The following is a 23,421-nucleotide window of genomic DNA, read 5'->3' on the forward strand; positions in this document are numbered from 1 at the left end:
GTTTGCAAAATCTTCACGTAAAAAATCCAGTCGTTAAGGTTCTATTTTCATAGTTAAGACTTTTCTATCTGCAAGATTACCTTTATTCCCCAATTACACAACTTTTTTTGAAATATTTTAATGATTTATGCCACAAAACATATTTTAATAGAAATTTTGGTGCGGTTGCCCTGGAGCTGCATCGAAAAGAGACTGGCGATCCGAGTCATGCCCGTATGTTTATGCATAATGTGAACCTGAATTACAGTATTCAGGATCCTGAAAAATATTTGTTTAATGCTACATTTCGTTATTGGAACAATCACCAGCCAAACTGGGATTACCGGGGAATTCTTTCCAACCTGGAAAATCCGGATGATTATGTAGACATGGTAGACTTAAATAGCGAGGACAATCAGGTTCCGGCACTGGACTTATATTACCAACGTAATTTAAAGAATGACCAAACGTTGGTATTCAATGTTGTGGGAACTTATAACCGTACCTCTTCCCGCCGTTTTTATCAGGAAAGCCGTGACCGGGAACTACTGACTGATATTAATAATCGCGTTTCCGGTAATAAATATTCTGTAATCGGCGAAGGTATTTATGAAAAGAAACTGGCGAACGGGAATCGTTTGAGTACCGGTCTGCGCCATACACAGTCATTTTCCAATAATGAATATCGCAACGGGCATAATTATGATACCCATATGAACCAGGCTGAAAGTTCTCTTTACGGAGAATTTAAAGGAAAAATTCGGAAACTCGATTATACATTAGGTGTTGGTGTTTCGCGATCCTATTATAAACAGGACGGAACGGACGATTCTTATCAGTATTATACGTTCAATCCGCGGTTCACGTTGCAATATGCTTTGCCTGGTCAGTCATTTGTCCGTTTAAGAGGTTATGTCGGAAATTCATCCTCTTCTTTAGGAAACCTGAGTGCTATCGAACAGGTGATCGACTCTTTGCAACTGCAACGGGGTAATCCTCAACTCGAGGCTTATATGCGTTATCGTCTGGCTCTTACTTACGAATTTCAGAAAGGTATTTTTTATACCAACCTGGACGGAGCTTATGAATATTTGCCGAATCCTATTATGGATGAGAAATTCCAGGAAGGGAATAAGATCATTCAGACCTGGAATAATCAGAAAAACTGGCAGCGTGTGACCGGTTCTGCCATGTTCCGTGTCGGACCGATTAAAGATATTCTGCAATTTTCGTTTACAGGCGGAGTAAACCATTATATCAGCAACGGCAATACTTACTCTCATACTTATACAAATTGGTATTGTAACTTACAGGCATCGCTTACCTGGAAAAAGTTTATGTTGATGTATCAGTTGGATACGAACTGGAACTGGTTCTGGGGTGAAACGTTGGACGGAGGAGAGAATATTCAGATTCTTATGGCGAAATATAATTTCAAGAACCTTTCTTTAGGCATTGGGGCATTTAATCCTTTCTCCGATAACTGGAAAGTGCAGTCCGAGAATTGGAATCAATATGCTTCCAGCAAAAAAACTTCTTATATCAAGGAAAGTTCCCGTCTTTTTGTTGTTTCGGTATCGTATAATTTCTCTTTCGGACGTACATATAAGGCCGGACAGAAACGTTTGAACAATAGTGACAGTGATTCGGGCGTAATGAGTACGGGTAAATAATATTCTTTGTATCTTTGAAGGAAATTAAAGAGTATAAAGTATGAAAGCAATTGAACCCAATCTGATAAAGGATAACTTTATTGAAATTATCGGGAAGGAGTGGATGCTGGTAAGTGCCGGTGATAAGGATAAGTTTAATATGATGACAGCCAGTTGGGGCGGCGTAGGTTTCCTTTGGAACAAACCGGTGGTGTTTGTTTTCATCCGTCCGGAGCGTTATACCCGTGAATTTGTCGATGAAAAAGGGTGTTTTACGCTCTCTTTCCTGGGGGAAGAACACAAAGCGGCTCATAAGGTCTGTGGATCCAAATCAGGCCGTGATATGGATAAAGTGGCGGCTACAGGCCTGACTCCTTATTTCACGGAGCTCGGAAATCCCTGTTTTGAAGAGTCACGCCTGACGTTGGAGTGCAAAACGCTTTATGTGACAAAGATGGATAAAAATAGTTTTATCGATCCGGCTTTGTATGAAAAATGGTACAGCGCATTGGCGGGTAATCTGCATAATGTATATGTGGCAGAAATCGTGAATGCCTGGGAAAAGTAATTTTACTTTATTCCCAATTCCCTGAGCATTTGCTCCGTATGAGTCAGAAAATACTTCGTTAATTGATAATGTTGTGTTTCCTCATACGGAGTAATATGTGCTCCATCCTCATCTATGGAATAGATATCTGCTCCCGGGTAAGCCATGATGATGGGAGAATGCGTGGAAATAATCAGTTGGCAGCCTTGTGCCACCAGTTCTTGTATCCGGACCAGTAAAGCCAGCTGGCGTTGAGGCGATAGGGCTGCTTCCGGCTCATCAAGGATGAAAAGGGTATTTCTTCCTGCATAATTCAGAAAAGTGCTAAGAAAACTTTCACCATGCGACTGTTCGAGGAGGCGGCGTCCTCCGTAAGCTGCCATAGAATAATCGCGGCCATAGTTTAGTATGTCTTTCATCGATTTGGCATCTATTTCGGCAGCATGTTCGAAGAAAGATTCTGCCCGGAAGAAGAAATGGTCGAACGGTTTCCGCTCTTCGATGAGGCGGATGCATTGGGGCAATACGTTTGAATAGGATTTCCAGGCTTCTTTTCCGTCATATAGCATGCCCTGGCTGTCTTCATCCCGTTCTTCGTATTTGAACATGATGCCTCGAGCAAGGTTGACTTGCCAGCTCCGTTTTCTCCGACCAGGAAAGTAACCGGTTTTCGGAAAACAATCGATTCGATGTACCGTACTGCTGCGGCTCTGAACGGATATTTGAGCTCTTCTACCGGGCCTTCCACTTCGGCAGGGTTAAGTAATTGTGCTTGTTTGAGATAAATCATAGCTTTCTTTTTTACAAATATATATAAACTTCCTGTTTTATTCAAATGATAAATAAGGAGTCAGTCTTTCTTTATCTGTTTCAGTAAATTCTTCCAGTAATTGAAGATTTTCCCAGCCGGATAACTTCCCTTTCTGTTTCCGTAGCTGTTCGATGATGTGGGCTTGCTGATAATTTATATAAGGATGTTTGCATAGTTCTTTAAAGGACATTTTATGGACCTCTAACGGACAGATCAGGGAGATATCTGCCGAAAACCACGATTTCATCGCATTATATCGTTCTTCATCAAGACCGTACACTTCACGAAGTTGTTCTACAGTATAGAAACCTCCCAGCAGTTCTCTGTATTTTATGATCCGGCGGGCAAAAGTGCTTCCGATCCCGGGAACTTTTTTCAGGATTGTGGTGTCGGCAGTATTTAGTTCGACAACAGTTCCGACAGGGTATTTTTCTGTTTTAGGAAAAGTCCTTCTTTCGGATGTATTTGGGGTTTCTCCCGAATGAAATTTATTTTTCTCTCGGGAGGAATTGTTTTTTCTCCCGGATGCAGGAGTTTTTACCTTTTCCGGATTCGGTTTCTTTGAAACGATTTTTTGAGCTGTTTTAGCCGGTTCAATGATCTGAACATTCTCTTTAGGAATTTGTTTCGGTTTATCATCAGTTAATAATAAAATGATCCAGGAAATAGAGATAAGGCAGAGCAAGAGAGTTAAGGCTCTGCGTTCTCCTTGGGAAAAATAGAGTAAATCACGCCAATTCATAGTTTATAAGATATTATGGTTTGATATTTCGTCGGTTTTTGATATGTGAGATGCTTTCCTTATAGGAAATGATGTCTAGCACTTCAATCCGTTTGTTAGTAATGCGGTATAAAATAAAATGGGCAGGGAGCATAATGGTTCTGTACATCTTATTTTGGGTTGGCATATATCTGCATTCCGGATGGATTAAATATCTTGAAGGTAGTTGTCTGACTTCTTCATAGATAAGGTTTTCATATTTAATTGCTTGATATTCCCCGAATAATTCTGTTCCGTAAGAGTATATATTGTCTGCAGAGATGAAAAATTCGGAAGAGACAATCAATGCTTTTTCCTTTGTTCCCTCCATTGCCGCATCATTTCGAATCCTTCTTCCAATGTATAAAATGGTCCTTCTTCGGCTTTACGAACGCGGGCAATAAATTCTTCCCGAGTCATGTCTAATCCGGGAAGTAACTTTCTTTTCTTTGAGACGGTTTTGATTTCCATACTGATAATTATTAAATGATGAATATTCTTTTGCAAAGTTATAAGTTACCTGTTGATAAGCAAATAATTTATACCTTTTTATTTTCAAAACAAGGAGGTTATCTTTTTGATCAGTCCCAATTCGTTCAGGAAGATCAGGCCGATTGCTACGGGAGCGATGTATTTTATAAAGAACGCATACGTATTGAAGAAGTAAAAGGTAATTGTTCCTTTATTCGTCAATTCTTCTTTCAATACTTTTCTTTCGATGCGTAAACCGACAAATACGCAGATCATCATTCCGCCGATAGGCATCATAATTTTTGCTGTGAGATAGTCCAGTGCATCAAAAATGATCATTCCGCCGATGGTATATTCTTTCAATAGACCGAAAGAGAGAGAAGCAAGGGCTCCGATGACGGCAACACCGGCAGAAACGATCCAGGCCGCTTTCTTTCTGGTCATATGATATTCTTCATGTACATAGGCCGTTGCCACTTCATGCAGGGAAATGGTAGAGGTCAAAGCTGCCAAAGCTAGTAGAATGAAGAATATGAAAGACCATATATTTCCGAAAGGTAACTGTTCGAAGATATTCGGAAGGGTGATGAACACCAGTTCCGGGCCAGCTGTCGGTTCAATACCAAAGCTGAATACGGCAGGGAATACCATGATACCGGCCAGTAATGCGACAAAAGTGTTCAGAACAGTCACCTGTATCGCTGTTAATTGCAGATTCGTATCTTTCCCGAAATAAGAAGAATAGGTGATCAGACACCCCATCCCGATACTCAGAGAAAAGAATGTTTGTCCCATAGCACTTAAAATAACGGAGGAGGTGATCTTCTCGAAGTCCGGTTTGAACAGGAAAGACAATCCTTCGTTTACCCCCGGCAGGGTTATGGAACGTATACATAATACCAGCAGTATAAGGAATAAGGCCGGCATCATGATCTTGGATGCCCTTTCGATTCCCTTCTCAACCCCTGAGACGATGATGAAATGTGTTATTGCGATGAATACGATTGTCCAACCGATCGGTCTGAGTGCGCTGGAGGAAAAGGCTTCGAACTCGGTGGTAAACTCGGCAGTAGTCTTTCCCGACAAAGAGCCGGTCATTGCCTGCCAGATATATTCCAGTGTCCATCCGGAAACGACGGAATAGAAACCCAATATAAGAAATGCAGCCAAGACTCCGTTATAGCCGATCAGCGACCATTGTGTTCCCGGCGCCAACTCCTTAAAAGCTCCGGCAGCGTTTCTGCGTGAGTGGCGGCCGATAAAAAATTCGGTGATCATGATAGGAAGGCCCAGTAAAACAGTGCATATCATAAAGACCAGCAGGAAAGCTCCTCCACCGTTCGATCCTACCATATAAGGAAAACGCCAGATACTACCCAAGCCTACAGCACACCCTACAGTTGCTAATATTACTCCGATTTTACTTCCAAAAGTTACTCTATCTTTATTTGCCATAGATTATTTGTCCTCTTTCTATTTATAATAAAACAACCCCGTCCTTGATATGAATTACGCGGTCGGTGTTGGCAGCCAGTTGTTCATCGTGCGTTACTATCACAAATGTCTGGTGCATCTGGTCGCGCAATTCGAAGAAAAGGCTGTGTAATTCTTCTTTGTTTTTTGTATCCAGGCTGCCCGAAGGTTCGTCAGCCAGGATGACGGCGGGGTTATTGATTAATGCACGGGCTACGGCAACGCGTTGTTTCTCGCCACCGGATAATTCAGCCGGTTTATGAGTCATACGATCCGATAGTTTCATGAAATCAAGTATTTCCTTCGCTCTTCTTTCTGCGTCGGACGCCTTTTCCCTGGCAATCAGTGCCGGGATCATTACGTTTTCCAACGCTGTAAATTCCGGTAGTAGCTGGTGGAACTGAAATACAAAGCCGATATTCTTATTACGGAAGGCAGCCAGTTCTTTTTCGGAAAGTTTGCCCGTTTCTGTTTCGTTAATAAATAATTTACCGTTGTCGGGCGTATCCAATGTCCCGATAATCTGGAGCAACGTTGTTTTTCCAGCACCGCTGGGGCCGACGATAGCTACAACTTCACCTTTATTGATCGTCAGGTCGATGCCCTTCAAAACCTGTAAATTCCCGAAACTTTTAGTAATACCCTGCGTTTGTATCATGTTGATTAAATATTTCTTATTACATAGGAAGCCAGATAACAGCCGAAAATAGCCGGCATATACGAAACTGTCCCGGTAGTCGTCCGCTTGCATTGTTCGTTCTCCACTTCCACTACGGCTTCCGGATTGGCGATTTCTGTAGAGAAAACGACCGGAATACCTTTGTTTAGTCCCATTCCCCGAAGCCGTTTGCGCACCGCTTTTGCCAGTGCACAGTTGCATGTCTTGGAAATGTCAGCGATTTTCACCTGCGACGGATCGATCTTTGCTCCGGCACCCATGGATGAAACAATGGGGATTTCACGTCGGTAAGCATGATATAGCAGATATGCTTTCGGACTGAGTGAATCGATGGCATCCACGATGAAATCGTACTTTTGGGCAGAAAGAACCTCTTCTGTCCGTTCGTCACGCAGGAATTCATTGAGTATTGTCAGCTTCAATCGCGGGTTGATATCCAGTAAACGTTGTCCCACAACTTCCGCTTTCTGCATCCCCAAGGTAGAATGTAGAGCCGGCAGTTGGCGGTTAATATTGCTGTCGTTCACCGTATCCGCATCAACAATGGTCATATGTCCTATCCCGGCACGGCATATCTGCTCGGCTGCATAAGCCCCGACGCCTCCGAGTCCTACGACCAACACATGGCAATGTGACAAGTACTCCATCCGTTCGGCCCCCAGTAAAAGTTCCGTCCGTGTGTTCCATTTGTAACTCATTTATATGTTTTTGAGCACAAAAGTAATAAATCAATCAGAAACCGCCTTTTTATTAGTCATCTTTTAACTATTCCTTCATTTCCGGTTTGTGCAGATGAGTAAAAAGCAGTAATATTGTACGCTTAAATTTAAAATACAATGAAGATAAAACGCTATTTAATGCTGGTTGCAGCGTGTACTCTCTTTTTAGGGAAAAGTTTTGCTGCCAATAACGAGAAACCGTTCGTGATACCTGAATTACAGGAATGGAGAGGTGCTCAGGGAATGTTTACTCCTTCTGCTACTTCCCGTATTGTTTATGCGGGTAAAGATCCTGCCGTTGCCCGTGTAGCCAATCAGTTTGCCGAAGATTATGAAACAATGTTCGGGCGTAAGTTGGCTGTCGTGCAGGGAAGAGCCTCTGCCGGTGACTTTGTTTTCTCCATATCCGGAGACAAACAACTGGGTGAAGAAGGATATGCAGTGAAAATTGCTGACCGTGTAACCGTATCGGCTCCTAAAGCTAAAGGTTTATACTGGGCAACCCGTACGCTTCTTCAGATGACGGAGCAAAACAGCGACCTGGCTTTGTCAAAAGGTTCAATGCGCGATTATCCGGATTATGCGATCCGCGGTTTTATGATGGATTGCGGCCGTAAATTTATCCCGATGAACTTTCTGCGCGATTACGTTAAGATGATGGCCTATTATAAGATGAATACGTTACAGGTTCACCTGAATGATAACGCTTTCAAACAGTATTTTGAACATGACTGGAACAAAACATATGCAGCATTCCGCCTGGAAAGCGAGTTCTTTCCGGGGCTGACGTCACGTGACGGCTATTATACAAAGAAAGAATTTATTGATTTCCAGTTGATGGCTGATAGTCTGGGCGTAGAAATCATTCCGGAAATAGATGTCCCCGCTCATTCTCTGGCATTGACGCATTATCGTCCGGAAATCGGTAGTGAGGAATATGGCATGGACCATCTGGATTTGTTCAAGCCGGAGACTTATCAGTTTGTAGACAGCTTGTTCCGGGAATATCTGGAAGGCAGGAATCCTGTATTTGTCGGTAAACGAGTACATATCGGAACAGACGAATATTCAAATAAAAAGAAAGATGTAGTGGAAAAATTCCGCGAATTCACTGATCATTACATTCGTTTCGTGGAAGGTTTCGGTAAACAGGCATGTGTGTGGGGTGCCCTGACCCATGCTAAAGGCGATACTCCCGTAAAATCAAAGAATGTATTGATGAATGCATGGTATAATGGTTATGCCGAACCGAAGGATATGATCAAGCAGGGATACGACCTGCTCAGCGTACCGGACGGTTATTTGTATATCGTTCCGGCTGCGGGTTATTATTATGATTATCTGAATACGGAAATGTTGTATAAAGAATGGACTCCGGCGCACATCGGGAAAGAGGTTTTCCCTGAAAAGCATAAACAGATTAAAGGAGGAATGTTTGCCGTTTGGAATGACCATGCCGGTAACGGAATCAGTACGAAGGATATTCATTACCGCGTATTCCCGGCTTTGCAGACACTGGCTGTAAAGATGTGGACTGGCAAAGACTGTAAAGTTCCTTATGAAACATTCAATGCGGCTCGCCTTTCCTTGAGTGAAGGTCCGGGAGTCAATGTAGCCGGTCGTATCGGTAAAACACCGCGTGCCGTATATAATCAGGAAACATTGAAGCCGGGAACCGAGACCGGGCTGAAGGAAATAGGTTATCAGTATACTGTTTCTTTTAATATCACATCAGTTCCCGAAGAACGCGGAACAGAGTTATTCCGTTCGCCGGATGCCGTCTTCTATCTGTCCGATCCTGTTTCAGGCAAACTGGGATTTGCCCGTGACGGTTATCTGAATACGTTCAACTATCAGTTCTACCCCGATGAAATGGCTTCAATTGCTATCAGCGGAGATGAGAAATCGACTCGTTTATATGTAAACGGACAGTTGAAGGAAGATTTGAATATCCAAAAACGTTTCTTCAACGGAGGAAAAGATTCCATGAGCTATGTTCGTACATTGGTTTTCCCGCTGGAAAAGGCCGGAAATTTCAAGAGTACGATTACTAATTTGGAAGTGCTGAATTATTGTAAGTAATAGGAAAGCAAATAAAAAAGCTCTTGCCGGCCGTATCATTGACAGCTGGCAAGAGTTTTTTATTGACTGGTAATTGTTAAAACCGTACTTGCAATCGAACCTGCATCATATTGATTTCGCATTTACCCAATGCAGAATACTTGTCCATCCAAAGATGTGCGTAGTTCAGGCGGGAGGAAATGTATTTGTTGAAATAATAGTTGATGCCGATGGATACGTCATGCTGGCTTCCTCCTGTGATATGGCTGCTGAAATCATTCAGGTTCGTATAATTGTAACGGCAGGCAAGAAGAATGGAATGTGGGTCTTCAGGCATCACCGGTATTGCATCGAGTGCATCGTAAGCATATTTGCTCCCTTTTAAGAGGAATCCGCCCAATATATATCCTCCGTGGGCAGAATAGGAGGGTAGGGAAGAATTTTGTTTGATTTTCGTGTAAAGAAACTCTGTTTGTAACAGCCATTTTTTTTGAAACAACAGGCATTCTACGTTCGACTGAACCTGATTTTTGGCATGTTCGAATGTCAAATCCAGTGTCCGTGGGGAAGGTATGTAAGTGACGCCTTTTGTCTTTAACCGGATTTGTTGTTCGCCGGTTTCCGTATTTTCATCAGGGACCTTGAATAAAACTCCCGTGCCTATATGGAATAATTGTCCCGGAGAGTTCACCGGACGCCAGACGACACGTCCGGAAAAGTTATAACCGGGTTTGGTTGTCTCGGAGAAACTGAGTCCGTCACCGCAAAAAGCACCGGCTGATAAATAATAGGAAGGAAGGGAACGTGTGTAGGATATGCCTATTCTGCGGTCCGGATAGAAAGTTTCTGCCACATTGGAGGCTGTGTTGAAAATTAAATCATTTGTGCTGGTGGACTGGTCTATACTGTAATAGCCGAGCATATAACCGGCACGGAAATAATTCCCGTCTTTGCCATATTCGGTAAATGCATCTTTCAGTGTTATCTTATTATTTGCAAAGCCTACATCTATTTTGGTATACCAGTTCGAATAGATACGGACTTTGGCTGCCAGCCGGACATCTGCTATATGCGCTCCGGCATGTAACTCTTTGGGAGAATGAATATAAACACCGCCATCCAGGAATAAACGGCCTGATAATTTCCAGTCGATAGGTGAAGAATCCGGCGTTGCAAAAACTGAAAAAGCAAAAAGAATAAGTAGAAATAAGGTTGTTATCCGTCTCATGAAAAATGTTCCTTTACAGTATTGAAACTGTAAAGGAACGAAAAAAATGGAAAAAATCGAAGTGATATTGTAAAGATATTGGTTATAGACCGAGTTATATCGTTTATTACTAAGACAGGAATTTTGAAAATACCCCTACTGGTATGGAAAGAAATATTGTTGTAGTTTGGAAGATACAAAAAAATGAAAGGGAAAGTCTGGATTTAACTCCAGGTCTTTCCCTCTCTTACTTAACCGACCCCTTATTTCCCAATAAGTTTTATATTACAAATGTATGTGATTTGTGATTATGATTTGTTTCATTAATCAACCAAATTAGGAAGAATGGCAGGCAAATATCAGCTAATGTATTCATCTGAGGTTCTTTAATAAGGATGAAGACTCGTTTTTGGGGAAATAGTTTTGGAAAGAATGTCAAGGAAGATGGGGCTGTTTCGATATCAGTGTATTGTGTCCGATACGGTCTGCCGGGTTCGGTATTCCATATTTATAAAAGAAAAGCCTCCTGCGCGCTAACTTTCTTTTTTCTCCCTTGTTTTAATAATAAGGGCGTTTTAACAATTGTAACATGTTTGTAATATCTGTGTAACACATGTGAAATATTTGTTTCAGACCTTTGTTGTCGAATATGTAACACTCATTTATGGAAACATTCTATCTGTTCCTCGTAATTTTTCTTTTCGTGCTGGCGGTATTTGACCTGTCGGTCGGAGTTAGTAATGACGCAGTAAACTTTTTGAATTCTGCAATCGGTTCGAGGGCCGCATCGTTTAAAACTATTATGGTCATCGCCGCAATCGGTATTTTTGTCGGCGCTTCTTTGTCTAACGGTATGATGGATATTGCCCGGCATGGGATTTATCAGCCGCAACACTTCTTTTTCTCCGAGATTATGTGTATCCTGCTGGCTGTCATGTTGACCGATGTCGTACTGCTCGATATCTTTAATTCATTGGGGATGCCGACATCGACGACCGTTTCGCTTGTGTTTGAATTGCTGGGAGGTACGGTGGCCCTGTCGCTGGTCAAGATAGCCAATTCCAACGGTGCTTTGCAGTTGGGGGATTTGCTGAATACCGATAAGGCCTTTACCGTGATTCTGGCCATCTTCCTTTCTGTGGCGATTGCTTTCTTCTTCGGAAGCGTGGTGCAGTATATTTCGCGTCTCATCTTTACATTTAATTATAAGAAACATACAAAATACTTTATAGCGCTGTTTGGCGGTCTGGCGGCTACTTCCATCCTTTATTTTATGCTGATAAAAGGGTTGAAGGAAAGTTCGTTTATGACCGGTAATCTGAAAGAGCTTATTTACGGCAATACCAGCATGGTTGTGTGGGGAGCTTTTATTTTCTTCACTATCCTAATGCAAATCCTTCACTGGCTGAAAGTGAATGTATTCAAGATTATTGTGATGCTGGGTACTTTTGCCCTGGCGCTGGCTTTTGCCGGAAATGATCTGGTGAACTTTATCGGTGTTCCTCTGGTCGGCTATTCTTCTTATATGGATTTGATGGCACAGGGGGGAACGACGACGACGGATACATTCCTGATGGGTTCGCTGCTTGCCCCGGCTCAGACACCCTGGTATTTCCTGGTCGGTTCGGGTCTGGTGATGGTGATTGCACTGGCTACTTCCAAGAAGGCGCATAATGTGGTGAAGACTTCGCTGGATTTATCCCGCCAGTCGGAAGGAAACGAGAGCTTCGGAACATCGCCGGTGGCACGTATGCTGGTCCGTACTTGCAATAATGCTTCCAGCACGATTCTGAGTGTGGTTCCTCCAAAGGTAAAGGACTGGGTTGACAGCCGGTTTAATAATGATGAAATTATTCTGGAAGACAAAGCCAGCTTTGACCTGGTCCGTGCTTCGGTTAATGTGGTACTTTCGGGATTGCTGATTGCGTTGGGTACTTCTTTGAAGTTACCGCTTTCAACGACTTACGTGGCATTTATGGTGGCAATGGGTAGTTCGTTGGCCGACCGTGCCTGGGGACGTGAAAGTGCAGTTTACCGTATTACCGGTGTGTTGTCGGTTATCGGCGGATGGTTTATTACGGCGGGAGCTGCTTTTACGATTTGTTTCCTGGTTGCTATTGTTATTTATTTCGGAGGTATCGCGGCGATGGCTGCGATGGTCGGCCTGGCAGTTTATATGTTGATACGCAGTCAGATTGCTTATAAGAAAAAGATGAAGAAAGAAGCCTTGAAGGAAGAAGTGAACACGACAGTGGCCAAACTGCGTGATACGACAGACAGCCGCGAAGCCCTTTCTTTGTTCCGTGAACATAGCCGCGAAGAATTACAGTCGGTATTGCTGTTTACCGCGGATGCACTCGACCGCTCCGTTCATGGTTTCATGAATGAAAATCTCCGGGAGCTGCGTAAAGTCCTGAACGAAATAGAAGAGAAAAAGATACATTTGAAGCAAGTAAAACGTGTCGGTACGCTGGGCGTAACGCATCTGGAACACGATATTGCCGTCGAAAAGGGATTGTATTATTATCAGGGGAATGATTTCGCCAGCGAGATTATCTTCAGTGTTCGCCGTCTGACAGAACCCAGCAAGGAGCATGTGGATAATAACTTCAGTCCGCTCAACGATATTCAGAAAGAAGATTTCAGCAAAATGACGGAGAGCATCATTACTTATCTGAAACGTTGCGCTGCCATGATTGAAACGAACGATTATCATCGCCTGGACGATGTCATAGTCGAATCCGTCTCCTTGACCAACCAGCTCACCGCCCTGAAAAAAGGTGAATTGAAACGTATCCAGGGACAGAGCGGAAGTACGAAGGTAAGCATGGTCTATCTGAATATGGTACAGGAAGCGCAGAACGTTGTATCGTTTACTGCAAACCTGGTGAAAGTAAGCCGTAAATTCCAAAAGGAATAAGGATGAAAAACGGCACCGGGGCAAAATGACTTATAATGTTATTCGCTAGTCGATTACAGTTTCCTCGTAGTTCCTGTTTCAGGAAACTGTAGTTCCCTGCCCGGGGAACTGTAATTTCCTGGGCAGGGAACGCGAGTTTCCAAGGCAGGAAACCGCAGTTTCCTAATAAGGAAATTGTAAGGAAACTATAAGGAGTTTATAAAGGAACTATCAGGGAAGAAGATGCCGGCTTTATAATGCCAGCATCTTCTTTTCTTTTATCAGGTCGCTTTCATCCATGCGGAGAGAAGGGACGGTGCACATTTTGATGTAATCGCCGGTCTGGCAGGTGTAGTCGTAATAGGATTGTTGTTCGGGCGTGAAGTCTTCTTTGGCTATCAGGCCGTTTTTCATTGCCAGAAACTCTGCGATGTCCGTACTTTCTGATTCCTTTATGAGGACGATACGGCGGGCGACCGGATTGCGGTTGTAATCCAGTCCCAGATATAAACCGCGCAGCTGGCGGGGATTCTTGAACATGGGAATTTGCAGATAGACAGTAACCAGCGTTAACGGGGGAACCGGATTTTCACTGAACATGCAATAGAAGTTTTGAGGGTCCCCGTTTACCCCGATGCCCCATTGTGCTTCATCGTATGCATTGAGCCGGCCGATACGGATATGGTCCTTATTGTCGGACAATGTGATTATATAAGGTTCGCATTTCAGGCAATCGCTGGAGGAGGAGAGGCTATAGCTGGTATATAACCCGCAGATGTTGGCTGTCTTCCGGGCGGAAAGAGATAATTCCTCGTTGAGCGACTCGATGAAAGGAATCCCTTTCTGTGTGTGCAATGCCGCTGGTTCCAGTTCGTCGAGACGGTTCAGCGTGTCTTCCAGTCCCGAAAGCAGTTTTCTTTTGGATACGTTATTAACCAGCGATAGCGCCTGGTCGAGCGCCTCTTCCTGCAGCATTGTTTTGGCCGATTCAAAATAGGCGGGCAAGACAGTTGTATAGAGCGATGACAATACGCTCGGAGCCATTCCCACCCAATCGGCTATTTCTTTCATCTTCGTACCGTTGTTCCTTAAATATTCAATCCTTTTGTAGAGTTCTAAGAAGTCATTCATCATGTAACATTTTCTTTAATACAATACAAAATAACGCCCCGTTTGTTGCATTTCCGTTACATGAATGTTACATAAATATTTCTTTATAATTTATTGATATTTAGTTATATATTAATAATACATATTCATGTGTTCAGTAATATTCCTGTAACATCTCCGGGATACTTTTGCCGTCGAAAACAAAACGACAGCATGATGAATAATTTGTTACATATCAACGAAACAACCCGGAAACGTCTTTCCGATTTTCTTTTTATCCTTTGGGCCGGAGGTGCCGCCTTGTTATCCTATTCATTAGTATATGCACTACGCAAACCTTTTACGGCTGCCTCCTTTGAAAATGCGGAATTCTTCGATTTGGATTATAAAGTGGTGGTGACAATCTCACAGATACTGGGATATGTCATTTCCAAATTCATAGGGATTAAGCTGATTTCCGAGTTGAAGCCGGAAGAACGGTTTAAGTTTATCCTCACTTCTGTGCTGCTGGCGGAGTCTTCGCTTATTTTATTCGGATTGCTTTCCACGCCGTTCAATGTGGCAGCCATGTTCCTGAACGGGTTGTCGCTGGGATGTATGTGGGGAGTCATTTTCAGTTTTATCGAAGGACGCCGGGTGACGGATATTCTGGCAAGCCTGCTGGGAGTCAGTATGGTGATTAGTTCGGGTACGGCCAAGTCTGTCGGGTTGTATGTCATGAACCATCTCCATGTAAGCGAGTTCTGGATGCCGGCCCTGATTGGCGGCGTTGCGCTTCCCCTCTTGTTGTTGCTCGGTTGTGCGCTGAACAAACTTCCAGAGCCTAACAAAGAAGACATCGCCATGAAGTCTGAACGCGAAACGTTGAACGGACAGCAGCGCTGGGAGTTGTTTAAGAGCTTTATGCCTTTCCTCAGTATGCTTTTCGTAGCAAACATAGCTATTGTAGTCCTGCGGGATATAAAAGAAGATTTCCTGGTGAATATCATAGATGTCACTGCTTATTCCCCCTGGCTTTTTGCCAGATTGACAGTGTGGTGACGTTGATTATCCTGGGGATATTCGGTTTGATGGTCTTTGTGAAAGACAATCTGAAAGCATTATCCGTCCTGTTCGGTCTTATCATCATGGGAATGATTGCAATGTCGGTCGTTTCTTTCGGGCAGGACCGGTTCCACCTGTCACCTGTGACATGGCTGTTTATCCAGAGCCTGTGCCTGTATATTGCCTATCTGACTTTCCAGACTATCTTTTTCGACCGGTTCATCGCCTGTTTCAAGATACGTGGAAATGTAGGGTTCTTTATCGTGACGACAGACTTTCTGGGATACACCGGAACCGTATTGGTTCTTATCCTGAAAGAGTTTTGTAACCCTAATATCAATTGGGCGGTATTTTATAATCAATTAGCCGGTTATGTTGGCATCTTTTGTTGTATCACTTTCATCTGTTCTTTCGTATATTTGCATCAACGTTTCCGTAAAGAAACGGGTATGACAGCCGCCAGGGAAGAGACACTTGAAGCCACTCCGCAGAATGCCATCACCGTAGCCTGAGAGAAATAATAAAAACTAGTATATAAAGTTATGAAGAAGATTTCGTGTGTAATTATGGACTGGGCCGGAACGGCCGTCGATTTTGGTTGTTTCGCTCCTTTGAACGCCTTCCTGAAAGTCTTTTCGGAAGAAAAAGGAATAGACATTACTTACCGTCAGGCACGTGAGCCGATGGGACTTCTCAAGATAGACCATATCAAGGCTATTCTGAATATGCCGGAGGTGAATGATAAATTCCGTGCACGTTATGGCCGCGACTGGAATATGGACGACGTGAACGAGATGTATCAGAGTTTCGAAAAGCATCTGTTCGCTTCCCTGAAAAACTTTACGACTCCGATACCCGGTGTACTGGATACTATCCGACTGTTGCGTGAAGACGGACTGAAGATTGGTTCGACAACCGGCTATACGCAAGCTATGATGGACGTGGTCCGTCCGGGTGCCGCCGCAAAAGGTTATGTGGTGGATAACCTGGTGACTCCCGATGATGTCCCCGCAGGCCGTCCGGCTCCCTATATGATTTATAAGAATATGATTGACCTGGCTATCCCGTCGGTGGATAATGTGGTGAAGGTGGGCGATACGATTGCCGATATCAAAGAGGGAGTGAATGCGAAAGTATGGACTGTCGGTCTTATAACGGGAAGTAACGAGATGGGTATTTCGGAAGAAGAATACAACCGTCGCTCTGCCGACGAACTGGCCGGACTGAAACACGAAGTGCGTGAACGCATGTTGGCTGCCGGTGCCCATTTCGTATTGGACAACATCACAGAACTTCCTGCTTGCATTGAGAAAATTAACAGATAAAATAAGGATATAATAGCTATCATTGAATATGAGAAATTATCTTTTGCTGACACCCGGCCCATTAAGTACGTCACAGACAGTGCGCGAAGCCATGCTCCAGGATTGGTGTACCTGGGATAAAGATTATAATGGAGGAATCGTAACCCCAATCCGTAAAGGTCTGCTGGCTATCGCCGGGCTGGATGAAAACGAATATACCGATGTGCTCCTGCAAGGCAGCGGAACCTACTGTGTGGAAGCAACCATCGGAGCCGCCGTGAAACCGACCGACAAACTGCTTATCCTTGCCAACGGCGCTTACGGGAAACGTATGGCGCAGATTGCCGGATATTACCATATCGACCATGTCCTGGTCTCTTTGCACGAAACAGAACTGATAACAGGTGAAGTTGCCCGCCGTGCCCTTGAAGAGAATCCGGGCATTACCCATCTTTCGATGGTACACAGCGAAACGACGACCGGCCTGCTGAACCCGATTGAAGAGGTGGCGGAAGTCATTCGCGGCAAGGGCATCACTTTTATTGTCGATGCCATGAGCAGCTTTGGCGGTGTACCTATCGACATGAAGAAGCTGGATATCGACTTCCTGGTGAGCAGTGCCAATAAATGTATCCAGGGAGTTCCCGGATTCGGTTTTATCATTGCAAAGAGGGAAAAGCTGATGGCTTGCAAAGGTGTGGCCCGTTCATTGTCACTGGATATCTATGACCAGTGGGAAACGATGGAGAAGGGTGGAGGTAAATGGCGTTTCACGTCTCCGACACATGTAGTCCGTGCCTTTTACCAGGCAATGAAAGAGCTGAACGAAGAAGGAGGCATTGCCGCCCGTTACGAACGTTATAAAAAGAACCACCGTACATTGGTTGACGGAATGCGTGCACAGGGTTTCAAGACCTTGCTTCCCGATGCTTCACAGGGTCCGATTATCACTTCTTTCCTTTATCCGCATGCCGGGTTTGATTTTAACGCATTCTATGCTGCTCTGAAGCAGAAAGGATTTGTGATTTATCCGGGTAAAATATCCGATGCGGATACTTTCCGTATCGGTAATATCGGCGATGTATTCCCGGAAGATATGGAGAAGTTGCTGGAGGCAATCCGGGATACAGACTACAAATAGAATATAACTCTGAAAACAGTTGATATACTATATTATAACCGGATGTTGCCGCTCACTTCCGGTTATAATTAGCCCAATCTGAAAAAAATGCAAGAATAATGAATCGATAATTGCTTTTATATTGTATATGATAATAATTTTGAGTACGTTTGCTCCCATTAAAAATCAAGTTATTCAGGAGATTGTTCGAAATTGATTCATCAGTGCCTATTTAGTTGATGGATGGTAGTAATTTAATAATAAAAGCAAATGAAACGGTCAGATTTAATTGCAGCTATAGCTGCTGAAAGTGGTTGTAGTAAGAAAGATGTAGATGCAATGCTTGAAGCATTTTGTTCTGTTGCGACTGATGCACTTCGCCAGAGGGACCCAATAGTGCTGAAAGGCTTTGGTACTCTTTCTCCAAGAGAGCAGAACAGCCGTCCGGCCCGCAATCCCAAGACAGGTGAGGTTGTTATTATCCCGAAACGTCTGAGTGTGAAGTTCAGCGTTGGTAAGTTCCTTTTTGAAGACCTGAACAAGTAACTGCTATTGGTGGGCGATGGAATCCCGCAGGACGAGTATTCCTTCCGGTCCCATATTGAATAGTAAGTCTACGATACTTAAGTTGGGGAGGAATCCGAATTTATCCCGGAATACCTGGTAATAGGGTTGCGGGAGAAAGGCGGAATCTTCCCCTTCGTGTTTCGGGCGGATGATTTCCCGGAAATCGTTCGGTACTTCCGGAATGTAAGTCTCCGTATAGACAACGTTCGGTTGCAGGTCCAGCAACCGGCAGACCAGCATGCGCAGCTCCTCGTTGAAATCAAACAGGAACTCATATTTCTTTTCGTAGAACGGTGCGAAATCTTCCTCGTAATATTCAAAGAACGGACTCATATTATAGGCCGATACCAGTGCATTCCAATGCAGGTGGCGCCAGTTCCCGTGGTCGGATATGCGGATATCCTTCGTCGGGCATTTCAGCGTGTCGGGCTTGACGATGGGGACGGAGAGTGACAGCGGACCGTTGGCAGCCGCGATTGTACAGCGGTTGCGGTAGGTTTGCTTCAGATAGTTTTCAGCTGTTTCTATCCGTACCTCTTCAAATTGGTAGAGTTTGCAGTATTGTTGTACCGGGCCCAGATAGGCCGAAGAAATATATACAGGTTGCATGATTAGTTTACGGGTTTAAAAATTCGTTGCCGGTCTTTGCTGTACCAACAGAGCCAGGCGTTTCCAATGATATGGTTGCGTGGGATGAATCCGAGGTGACGTGAGTCCACCGCTTCGTTGGCATTATCGGAAAGCATCCAGTAATAATCCTGGTTGAAGAAGAAGAAATCTGTTTCCCGACCGTCCAGGAATAACTTCCCGTCACGGAATACGGCCTTGTCGCCGGCTTCGGCTCGGATGGCTTCACGGCAGGCGGTGAGTGCTGCTGCATTGAGGCGGTAGGTTCTGCCTTTTTGGGGAACGACCAGTTCGTACGTATCCATCGGGTTTTTAAGGAAACGGATGTTGGCATCTTCCGATAATTCTTCTCGTATCTGATATTCCTCAAAGGAAGTCAGGTTGAAGGAAATGCCGAACGGTTCTTCTTTTATCTCCCTGAGCGGGATATTCAGTTTCTTCTGTGCCGCCAGTACTTCCTCCTGTGCCGCCTGTGTCACGATATAAGTATTGAGTGACCGGGGAGAATGAGGAATGAGCCTTCCGTTTACCCGGTATCCGTCATTACTAATCCGGATTGTGTCGCCTGGCATACCGATGCAACGGCTCAGAAATAACGGGCTCGATGTCGTATCTTTCAGCAGCGGACTGGTAAATAAAACCACCCGGTTGCGCCCCGGGTTGTCTTTCTGCGGGAGCTTGTTCACCAGAATATAATCGCCTTTATGCAGGGCAACTTCCATGGAGTCGGTCGACACGTGATACGACTCCATACAGAAATAACGGATTACCATAACGCCCCCCACCAGCAACACGATTGTCACCAGCCATTTTATAACAGATATGGAGGAACGTTCAGCCATAAATAATTAATCCGGATGCACCATGCGGAACAGACGGTTCCAGCGGATACCACCGTCGAACAGGCTGCGGTCTTTATCCAGTGACAACCAGATAAGGATAGGCTTTCCTACGATATGGTCTTCCGGAACAAATCCCCAGGAACGGCTGTCGGCACTGTTGTGACGGTTGTCGCCCATCATCCAGTAATAATCATATTTGAATGTATAGTCTGTTTCCGGCTTTCCGTTGATATAATATGTACCGTCTTTTTCTTCCAGTGTATTGTTTTCGTAGTTTTTGATGCAACGGCCGTATAGAGCGATGTTGCGTTTGTTCAGCGGTATTGTCGCCCCTTTCTTCGGAATCCACAGAGGACCGTAGTTGTCGCGTGTCCAACCTGTTTCATACCATGCCGGATAAGTCAACCCCGAAAATGCATCCGGTTCGATTACAATCTTTTTTACAATAGGCAGTTTCTCGGCTATCGCCAATGCTTTCTTGGTCAGCGGCATGCGGTAGACCGGATTGTATTGTCCGGGGGCAATCGATTCGAAACCGAGGAAAGACATTAAATCCTGATAATATCCGTTGTTGGAGACAAGTATCCGGTCTTCTTTGCTTACGTTCATCAGGCGGAACTGTTCTTCCGTGATAGGGGAACCATCCGTTTCGACATAGTAACAGAATTGCATATTCTCTGGATTCTCAGCCGCTTTACCATCGATATATACCTGGTTGTCGCGTATTTCTATAGTGTCGCCCGGCATACCGATACAACGTTTCACATAGTTTTCACGTTTGTCTACAGGACGGTAGACTACATCCCCGAAGGTGTTTTTATCCATCCAGATGCGTTCGCGTCCTCCGTTTTGTACAATCAGTTCGTCGTAGCTCGGATTTTGCTGTTTCAGGGCAACCGTGTCGCCGGCAGGAAAGTTGAACACTACGATATCATTGCGTTTTACATGACCGAAACCTTTTACCCGTTTGTAACCCCATTCCGGCCAGTCCAGATACGATTTACAGTTGAAGAACGGCAACGTGTTCTGTACCAGCGGGAACGACAGCGGCGTGTTCGGGACACGCGGACCGTAACTCAGCTTGCTTACAAACAGGTAATCGCCTACCAACAAAGATTTCTCCAACGAAGAACTCGGAATTTGGTAGTTCTGGAAGATGAACAGATTAATGAAATAGACGGCAATTAGCGCAAATAGGATATCGTCCACCCATTCCAACGCATTTCGTACCGCCGGGTTCTTTGACCGTTTCCAGGCTCCCCAGGGAATATATTTTGTCAGGAAAATATCTACGAGTACAATCAACCCGAACAACAACCAGAGGTTCTGCATCCAGATTGAAAAGAGTATATACAGTACGGCAGAGATACCGAACTTAATCCATTGTTTCTTGGAAATTTGTTTCATTTGCTGACTAATGTGGAATTAAAATTTAAGCATATCGTCCATACCCAGGAAGCCTTTCTTCCCGGCGGTAAATTCAGCGGCAACGACAGCGCCGAGTGCGAAACCTGCGCGGCTCTTGGCGTCATGTTTGATACTGATATAGTCGACATCCGACTCATAGGTCACCTCGTGGATGCCCGGCACTTCGCCTTCGCGGATGGCGTGGATTGGCAGGTCGGTCGGCTGTTCGGCTGTTTCCAGTGTCCAGCGGTCTTTCCGGTCTACGTTTTCAATGATTCCTTCTGCCAGTGTGATAGCGGTACCGCTCGGAGCATCCAGTTTGTGGATATGGTGCGTTTCCGTCATGCTGATATTGTAGGAAGGGAAATTATTCATGATTTTCGCCAGGTATTTGTTGAGGGCGAAAAAGATATTTACTCCGATGCTGAAATTGGAAGCGTAGAAGAAAGTCTTGCCTTCCTTTTCACATTTCTCTTTTATTTCGCTGATACGGTCCAGCCAGCCGGTCGTGCCGGAAACAACGGGAACGCCGGCAGCGAAACTCTTCATATAATTGTCGAATGCCGTGGCCGGAGTCGTGAACTCGATGGCTACATCTGCACTCTTGAAATTAGCTGACTGAAATTCTTCCGGGTTGTTTATATCTACGATAGAGACGATTTGGTGTCCTCTGTTCAATGCAATCTGCTCGATGGTTTTACCCATCTTTCCGTAACCGATAAGTGCAATCTTCATAATCTTTTCAGAATAAAATGAATAAATAAGCTAATAACTTAGCCTTCAGGGGTGCAAATATAAAGAAAATGAATTAGATTTGTGGCATAAATCTTAACTCTGAAAAGAATATGGAACGTTTATTACATTATGTTTGGAAATACAGACTGTATCCAACGACTTCGCTTCTTACTACTGACGGACGTACAGTATCGGTCATTGACCCCGGAACACCCAACACCGATGCGGGCCCGGACTTCTTCAATGCAAAGATGAAAATAGATGGTACTTTGTGGGCCGGGTGTGTTGAAATCCATGACAAAGCCTCCGACTGGCTGCTTCATCGCCATGATAAAGACAAGGCTTATGATGCCGTTGTTCTCCATATTGTGGAGGTGTCGGACTGTATCGTTTACCGGATGAACGGGGAAGTTATTCCGCAAATGGAACTGGCAGTGCCGGAGTCGGTTGTGCGGAATATCGACTGGTTGCTCCATCATGACAGCTCCCTTCCCTGTGCCGGATATATTCCTCAAATGGAGCCCGTTCACATTACATCGTGGCTGGGGGCTCTGCTCGGCGAACGGCTGGAACGGAAAACGACCGATATATTCCGTTTGCTGGACCAGTATGCCGGCGACTGGAACGAAGTCTTTTATATTACTTTAACCCGCAATTTCGGTTTCGGAGTGAATAACGACATCTTCGAGCGTCTTGCCAAGAGCTTACCGCTCAGGTATATTCAGAAGCAACGCGGCAGCAGTTCGCAGGTCGAAGCGATGCTCTTCGGACAGGCGGGGATGCTGAATGAAGCAATCGATTGTCCTTATTACCGTTTGTTGCAACGCGAGTATCAGTTTCTCCGTTATAAATTCGGACTGACTCCGCTGGACTGTTCCCAATTCAGGGACCTTCGTACCCGGCCCGTCAATTTCCCCTGTCTGAAACTGGCGCAACTGGCGGCTGTCTGGATGCAATACGATACCTTGTTTTCTGTTATCCTGACGGCAGGCAGTATCGGTGAGATTAAGCAATACCTGCGTGTCACACCTTCCGCTTATTGGGAGACGCATTATCATTTCCGATGCGCTTCCGTTATAAAAGAGAAAACAGTCGGGGAGAATTCTTTGTGTATATTATTGATAAATACGGTAGTTCCTATTCTTTTCGCTTACGGGGTCAGGAATAAGCAACCCGAATACTGCGAGCGTGCAATCCGTATCCTTGAAAATCTCCCTCCGGAGAAGAATACTATTGTTTCGGTTTTCAGCCGGGCAGGGATAAAAGTCTGCCATGCAGGTGACAGTCAGGCGCTGATTCAGTTGAAACGGGAGTATTGCGAGAAGAAGAAATGTTTGTATTGCCGGATCGGGTTCAGGTATCTGAAACGGGGTATTCCCTCTTTATAGAATGCAAAGATTTCTTATT

Annotated in this window: 19 protein-coding genes and 3 pseudogenes; 9 read left to right on the plus strand and 13 right to left on the minus strand. The window is 44.5% G+C overall.

The genetic code is table 11. The annotated features are described in order from the left end of the window. Positions 1-176: 176 nt before the first annotated feature. Positions 177-1,652, plus strand: a pseudogene (locus tag DXA15_RS00005) (TonB-dependent receptor); the annotation flags it as partial. Between the two features lie 40 nt (positions 1,653-1,692). Then, the gene (locus tag DXA15_RS00010) at positions 1,693-2,199 is read left to right on the plus strand and encodes a flavin reductase family protein (protein ID WP_128132707.1); all 507 of its coding nucleotides are present in this window, start codon (positions 1,693-1,695) and stop codon (positions 2,197-2,199) included. Between the two features lie 2 nt (positions 2,200-2,201). Here DXA15_RS00010 and DXA15_RS00015 read toward each other — a convergent pair. The 7 genes and pseudogenes from DXA15_RS00015 to DXA15_RS00040 form a co-directional block, all read right to left on the minus strand. Then, a pseudogene (locus tag DXA15_RS00015) lies at positions 2,202-2,968 on the minus strand (AAA family ATPase). A gap of 37 nt (positions 2,969-3,005) precedes the next feature. Beyond that, positions 3,006-3,731, minus strand: a complete 726-nt coding sequence (locus DXA15_RS00020) for a helix-hairpin-helix domain-containing protein (RefSeq protein ID WP_128132708.1) — start codon at positions 3,729-3,731, stop codon at positions 3,006-3,008. A 13-nt stretch (positions 3,732-3,744) separates the two neighbouring features. Beyond that, positions 3,745-4,080 carry a type II toxin-antitoxin system RelE/ParE family toxin gene (locus DXA15_RS25210; RefSeq protein WP_128132709.1) on the minus strand — a complete coding sequence of 112 codons (336 nt, stop codon included), beginning with the start codon at positions 4,078-4,080 and terminating at the stop codon, positions 3,745-3,747. Continuing rightward, positions 4,053-4,220 (minus strand): hypothetical protein, encoded by a 168-nt coding sequence (locus tag DXA15_RS25215; RefSeq protein ID WP_158579621.1) that lies wholly within the window; start codon positions 4,218-4,220, stop codon positions 4,053-4,055. The genes DXA15_RS25210 and DXA15_RS25215 overlap by 28 nt, the downstream gene beginning before the upstream one ends. 84 nt (positions 4,221-4,304) lie before the next feature. Continuing rightward, positions 4,305-5,675 carry a sodium-dependent transporter gene (locus DXA15_RS00030; protein WP_128132710.1) on the minus strand — a complete coding sequence of 457 codons (1,371 nt, stop codon included), beginning with the start codon at positions 5,673-5,675 and terminating at the stop codon, positions 4,305-4,307. Positions 5,676-5,697: 22 nt separating this feature from the next. Then, positions 5,698-6,351 (minus strand): ABC transporter ATP-binding protein, encoded by a 654-nt coding sequence (locus DXA15_RS00035; RefSeq protein ID WP_128132711.1) that lies wholly within the window; start codon positions 6,349-6,351, stop codon positions 5,698-5,700. A gap of 5 nt (positions 6,352-6,356) precedes the next feature. Beyond that, positions 6,357-7,070 (minus strand): ThiF family adenylyltransferase, encoded by a 714-nt coding sequence (locus tag DXA15_RS00040; RefSeq protein WP_009860627.1) that lies wholly within the window; start codon positions 7,068-7,070, stop codon positions 6,357-6,359. 138 nt (positions 7,071-7,208) lie between these two features. Here DXA15_RS00040 and DXA15_RS00045 point away from each other — a divergent pair, with 138 nt between their 5' ends. After that, positions 7,209-9,173: a family 20 glycosylhydrolase gene (locus DXA15_RS00045; protein WP_128132712.1), complete on the plus strand. Its 1,965-nt coding sequence runs from the start codon at positions 7,209-7,211 to the stop codon at positions 9,171-9,173. 76 nt (positions 9,174-9,249) lie between these two features. On the opposite strand, the gene DXA15_RS00050 is transcribed toward DXA15_RS00045, so the two are convergent. Beyond that, entirely contained in the window at positions 9,250-10,380 is a 1,131-nt protein-coding gene (locus tag DXA15_RS00050) for an OprO/OprP family phosphate-selective porin (RefSeq protein ID WP_128132713.1), read from the minus strand. A gap of 643 nt (positions 10,381-11,023) precedes the next feature. Here DXA15_RS00050 and DXA15_RS00060 point away from each other — a divergent pair. Further along, positions 11,024-13,279 (plus strand): inorganic phosphate transporter, encoded by a 2,256-nt coding sequence (locus tag DXA15_RS00060; RefSeq protein ID WP_128132714.1) that lies wholly within the window; start codon positions 11,024-11,026, stop codon positions 13,277-13,279. A gap of 231 nt (positions 13,280-13,510) precedes the next feature. Here the strand turns inward: DXA15_RS00060 and DXA15_RS00065 are convergent, their stop codons facing one another. Next, entirely contained in the window at positions 13,511-14,389 is an 879-nt protein-coding gene (locus DXA15_RS00065) for a hypothetical protein (RefSeq protein ID WP_186958040.1), read from the minus strand. A 195-nt stretch (positions 14,390-14,584) separates the two neighbouring features. Between DXA15_RS00065 and DXA15_RS00070 the strand changes: the two are divergent. The 4 genes and pseudogenes from DXA15_RS00070 to DXA15_RS00085 all read left to right on the plus strand — a co-directional run bounded on the left by DXA15_RS00070 (position 14,585) and on the right by DXA15_RS00085 (position 18,382). Continuing rightward, positions 14,585-15,924 (plus strand): annotated as a pseudogene (locus tag DXA15_RS00070) (DUF5690 family protein). Positions 15,925-15,954: 30 nt separating this feature from the next. Further along, the gene (gene phnX, locus DXA15_RS00075) at positions 15,955-16,737 is read left to right on the plus strand and encodes a phosphonoacetaldehyde hydrolase (protein WP_128132716.1); all 783 of its coding nucleotides are present in this window, start codon (positions 15,955-15,957) and stop codon (positions 16,735-16,737) included. Positions 16,738-16,765: 28 nt separating this feature from the next. Continuing rightward, complete coding sequence (gene phnW, locus DXA15_RS00080; RefSeq protein WP_122326735.1) at positions 16,766-17,857, plus strand: 2-aminoethylphosphonate--pyruvate transaminase; 1,092 nt, start codon at positions 16,766-16,768, stop codon at positions 17,855-17,857. A gap of 249 nt (positions 17,858-18,106) precedes the next feature. Further along, positions 18,107-18,382, plus strand: a complete 276-nt coding sequence (locus DXA15_RS00085) for an HU family DNA-binding protein (protein ID WP_122361879.1) — start codon at positions 18,107-18,109, stop codon at positions 18,380-18,382. Positions 18,383-18,385: 3 nt separating this feature from the next. Here DXA15_RS00085 and DXA15_RS00090 read toward each other — a convergent pair whose 3' ends face one another. The 4 genes from DXA15_RS00090 to dapB are packed head-to-tail and all read right to left on the minus strand — an operon-like array spanning position 18,386 to position 22,014. Beyond that, positions 18,386-19,012: a WbqC family protein gene (locus tag DXA15_RS00090; RefSeq protein WP_128132717.1), complete on the minus strand. Its 627-nt coding sequence runs from the start codon at positions 19,010-19,012 to the stop codon at positions 18,386-18,388. 2 nt (positions 19,013-19,014) lie between these two features. Then, positions 19,015-19,872: a signal peptidase I gene (lepB, locus tag DXA15_RS00095; protein ID WP_128132718.1), complete on the minus strand. Its 858-nt coding sequence runs from the start codon at positions 19,870-19,872 to the stop codon at positions 19,015-19,017. Positions 19,873-19,878: 6 nt separating this feature from the next. Beyond that, the gene (gene lepB, locus DXA15_RS00100; RefSeq protein ID WP_128132719.1) at positions 19,879-21,279 is read right to left on the minus strand and encodes a signal peptidase I; all 1,401 of its coding nucleotides are present in this window, start codon (positions 21,277-21,279) and stop codon (positions 19,879-19,881) included. Positions 21,280-21,297: 18 nt separating this feature from the next. After that, the gene (dapB, locus tag DXA15_RS00105; RefSeq protein ID WP_128132720.1) at positions 21,298-22,014 is read right to left on the minus strand and encodes a 4-hydroxy-tetrahydrodipicolinate reductase; all 717 of its coding nucleotides are present in this window, start codon (positions 22,012-22,014) and stop codon (positions 21,298-21,300) included. 110 nt (positions 22,015-22,124) lie between these two features. Between dapB and DXA15_RS00110 the strand changes: the two genes are divergently transcribed. Beyond that, a complete protein-coding gene (locus DXA15_RS00110) occupies positions 22,125-23,402 on the plus strand; it encodes a DUF2851 family protein (RefSeq protein ID WP_128132721.1) in 1,278 nt (425 codons plus the stop codon). Positions 23,403-23,421: the final 19 nt, after the last annotated feature.

Source organism: Parabacteroides sp. AM58-2XD, from assembly GCF_003463685.1.
Taxonomy (GTDB): domain Bacteria; phylum Bacteroidota; class Bacteroidia; order Bacteroidales; family Tannerellaceae; genus Parabacteroides; species Parabacteroides segnis.

Coding starts and splice junctions, on each gene's coding strand:
- DXA15_RS00010 (WP_128132707.1), top strand. CDS start 1,693: ATGAAAGCAATTGAACCCAATCTGATAAAGGATAACTTTATTGAAATT.
- DXA15_RS00020 (WP_128132708.1), bottom strand. CDS start 3,731: ATGAATTGGCGTGATTTACTCTATTTTTCCCAAGGAGAACGCAGAGCC.
- DXA15_RS25210 (WP_128132709.1), bottom strand. CDS start 4,080: ATGGAGGGAACAAAGGAAAAAGCATTGATTGTCTCTTCCGAATTTTTC.
- DXA15_RS25215 (WP_158579621.1), bottom strand. CDS start 4,220: ATGGAAATCAAAACCGTCTCAAAGAAAAGAAAGTTACTTCCCGGATTA.
- DXA15_RS00030 (WP_128132710.1), bottom strand. CDS start 5,675: ATGGCAAATAAAGATAGAGTAACTTTTGGAAGTAAAATCGGAGTAATA.
- DXA15_RS00035 (WP_128132711.1), bottom strand. CDS start 6,351: ATGATACAAACGCAGGGTATTACTAAAAGTTTCGGGAATTTACAGGTT.
- DXA15_RS00040 (WP_009860627.1), bottom strand. CDS start 7,070: ATGAGTTACAAATGGAACACACGGACGGAACTTTTACTGGGGGCCGAA.
- DXA15_RS00045 (WP_128132712.1), top strand. CDS start 7,209: ATGAAGATAAAACGCTATTTAATGCTGGTTGCAGCGTGTACTCTCTTT.
- DXA15_RS00050 (WP_128132713.1), bottom strand. CDS start 10,380: ATGAGACGGATAACAACCTTATTTCTACTTATTCTTTTTGCTTTTTCA.
- DXA15_RS00060 (WP_128132714.1), top strand. CDS start 11,024: ATGGAAACATTCTATCTGTTCCTCGTAATTTTTCTTTTCGTGCTGGCG.
- DXA15_RS00065 (WP_186958040.1), bottom strand. CDS start 14,389: ATGAATGACTTCTTAGAACTCTACAAAAGGATTGAATATTTAAGGAAC.
- phnX (WP_128132716.1), top strand. CDS start 15,955: ATGAAGAAGATTTCGTGTGTAATTATGGACTGGGCCGGAACGGCCGTC.
- phnW (WP_122326735.1), top strand. CDS start 16,766: ATGAGAAATTATCTTTTGCTGACACCCGGCCCATTAAGTACGTCACAG.
- DXA15_RS00085 (WP_122361879.1), top strand. CDS start 18,107: ATGAAACGGTCAGATTTAATTGCAGCTATAGCTGCTGAAAGTGGTTGT.
- DXA15_RS00090 (WP_128132717.1), bottom strand. CDS start 19,012: ATGCAACCTGTATATATTTCTTCGGCCTATCTGGGCCCGGTACAACAA.
- lepB (WP_128132718.1), bottom strand. CDS start 19,872: ATGGCTGAACGTTCCTCCATATCTGTTATAAAATGGCTGGTGACAATC.
- lepB (WP_128132719.1), bottom strand. CDS start 21,279: ATGAAACAAATTTCCAAGAAACAATGGATTAAGTTCGGTATCTCTGCC.
- dapB (WP_128132720.1), bottom strand. CDS start 22,014: ATGAAGATTGCACTTATCGGTTACGGAAAGATGGGTAAAACCATCGAG.
- DXA15_RS00110 (WP_128132721.1), top strand. CDS start 22,125: ATGGAACGTTTATTACATTATGTTTGGAAATACAGACTGTATCCAACG.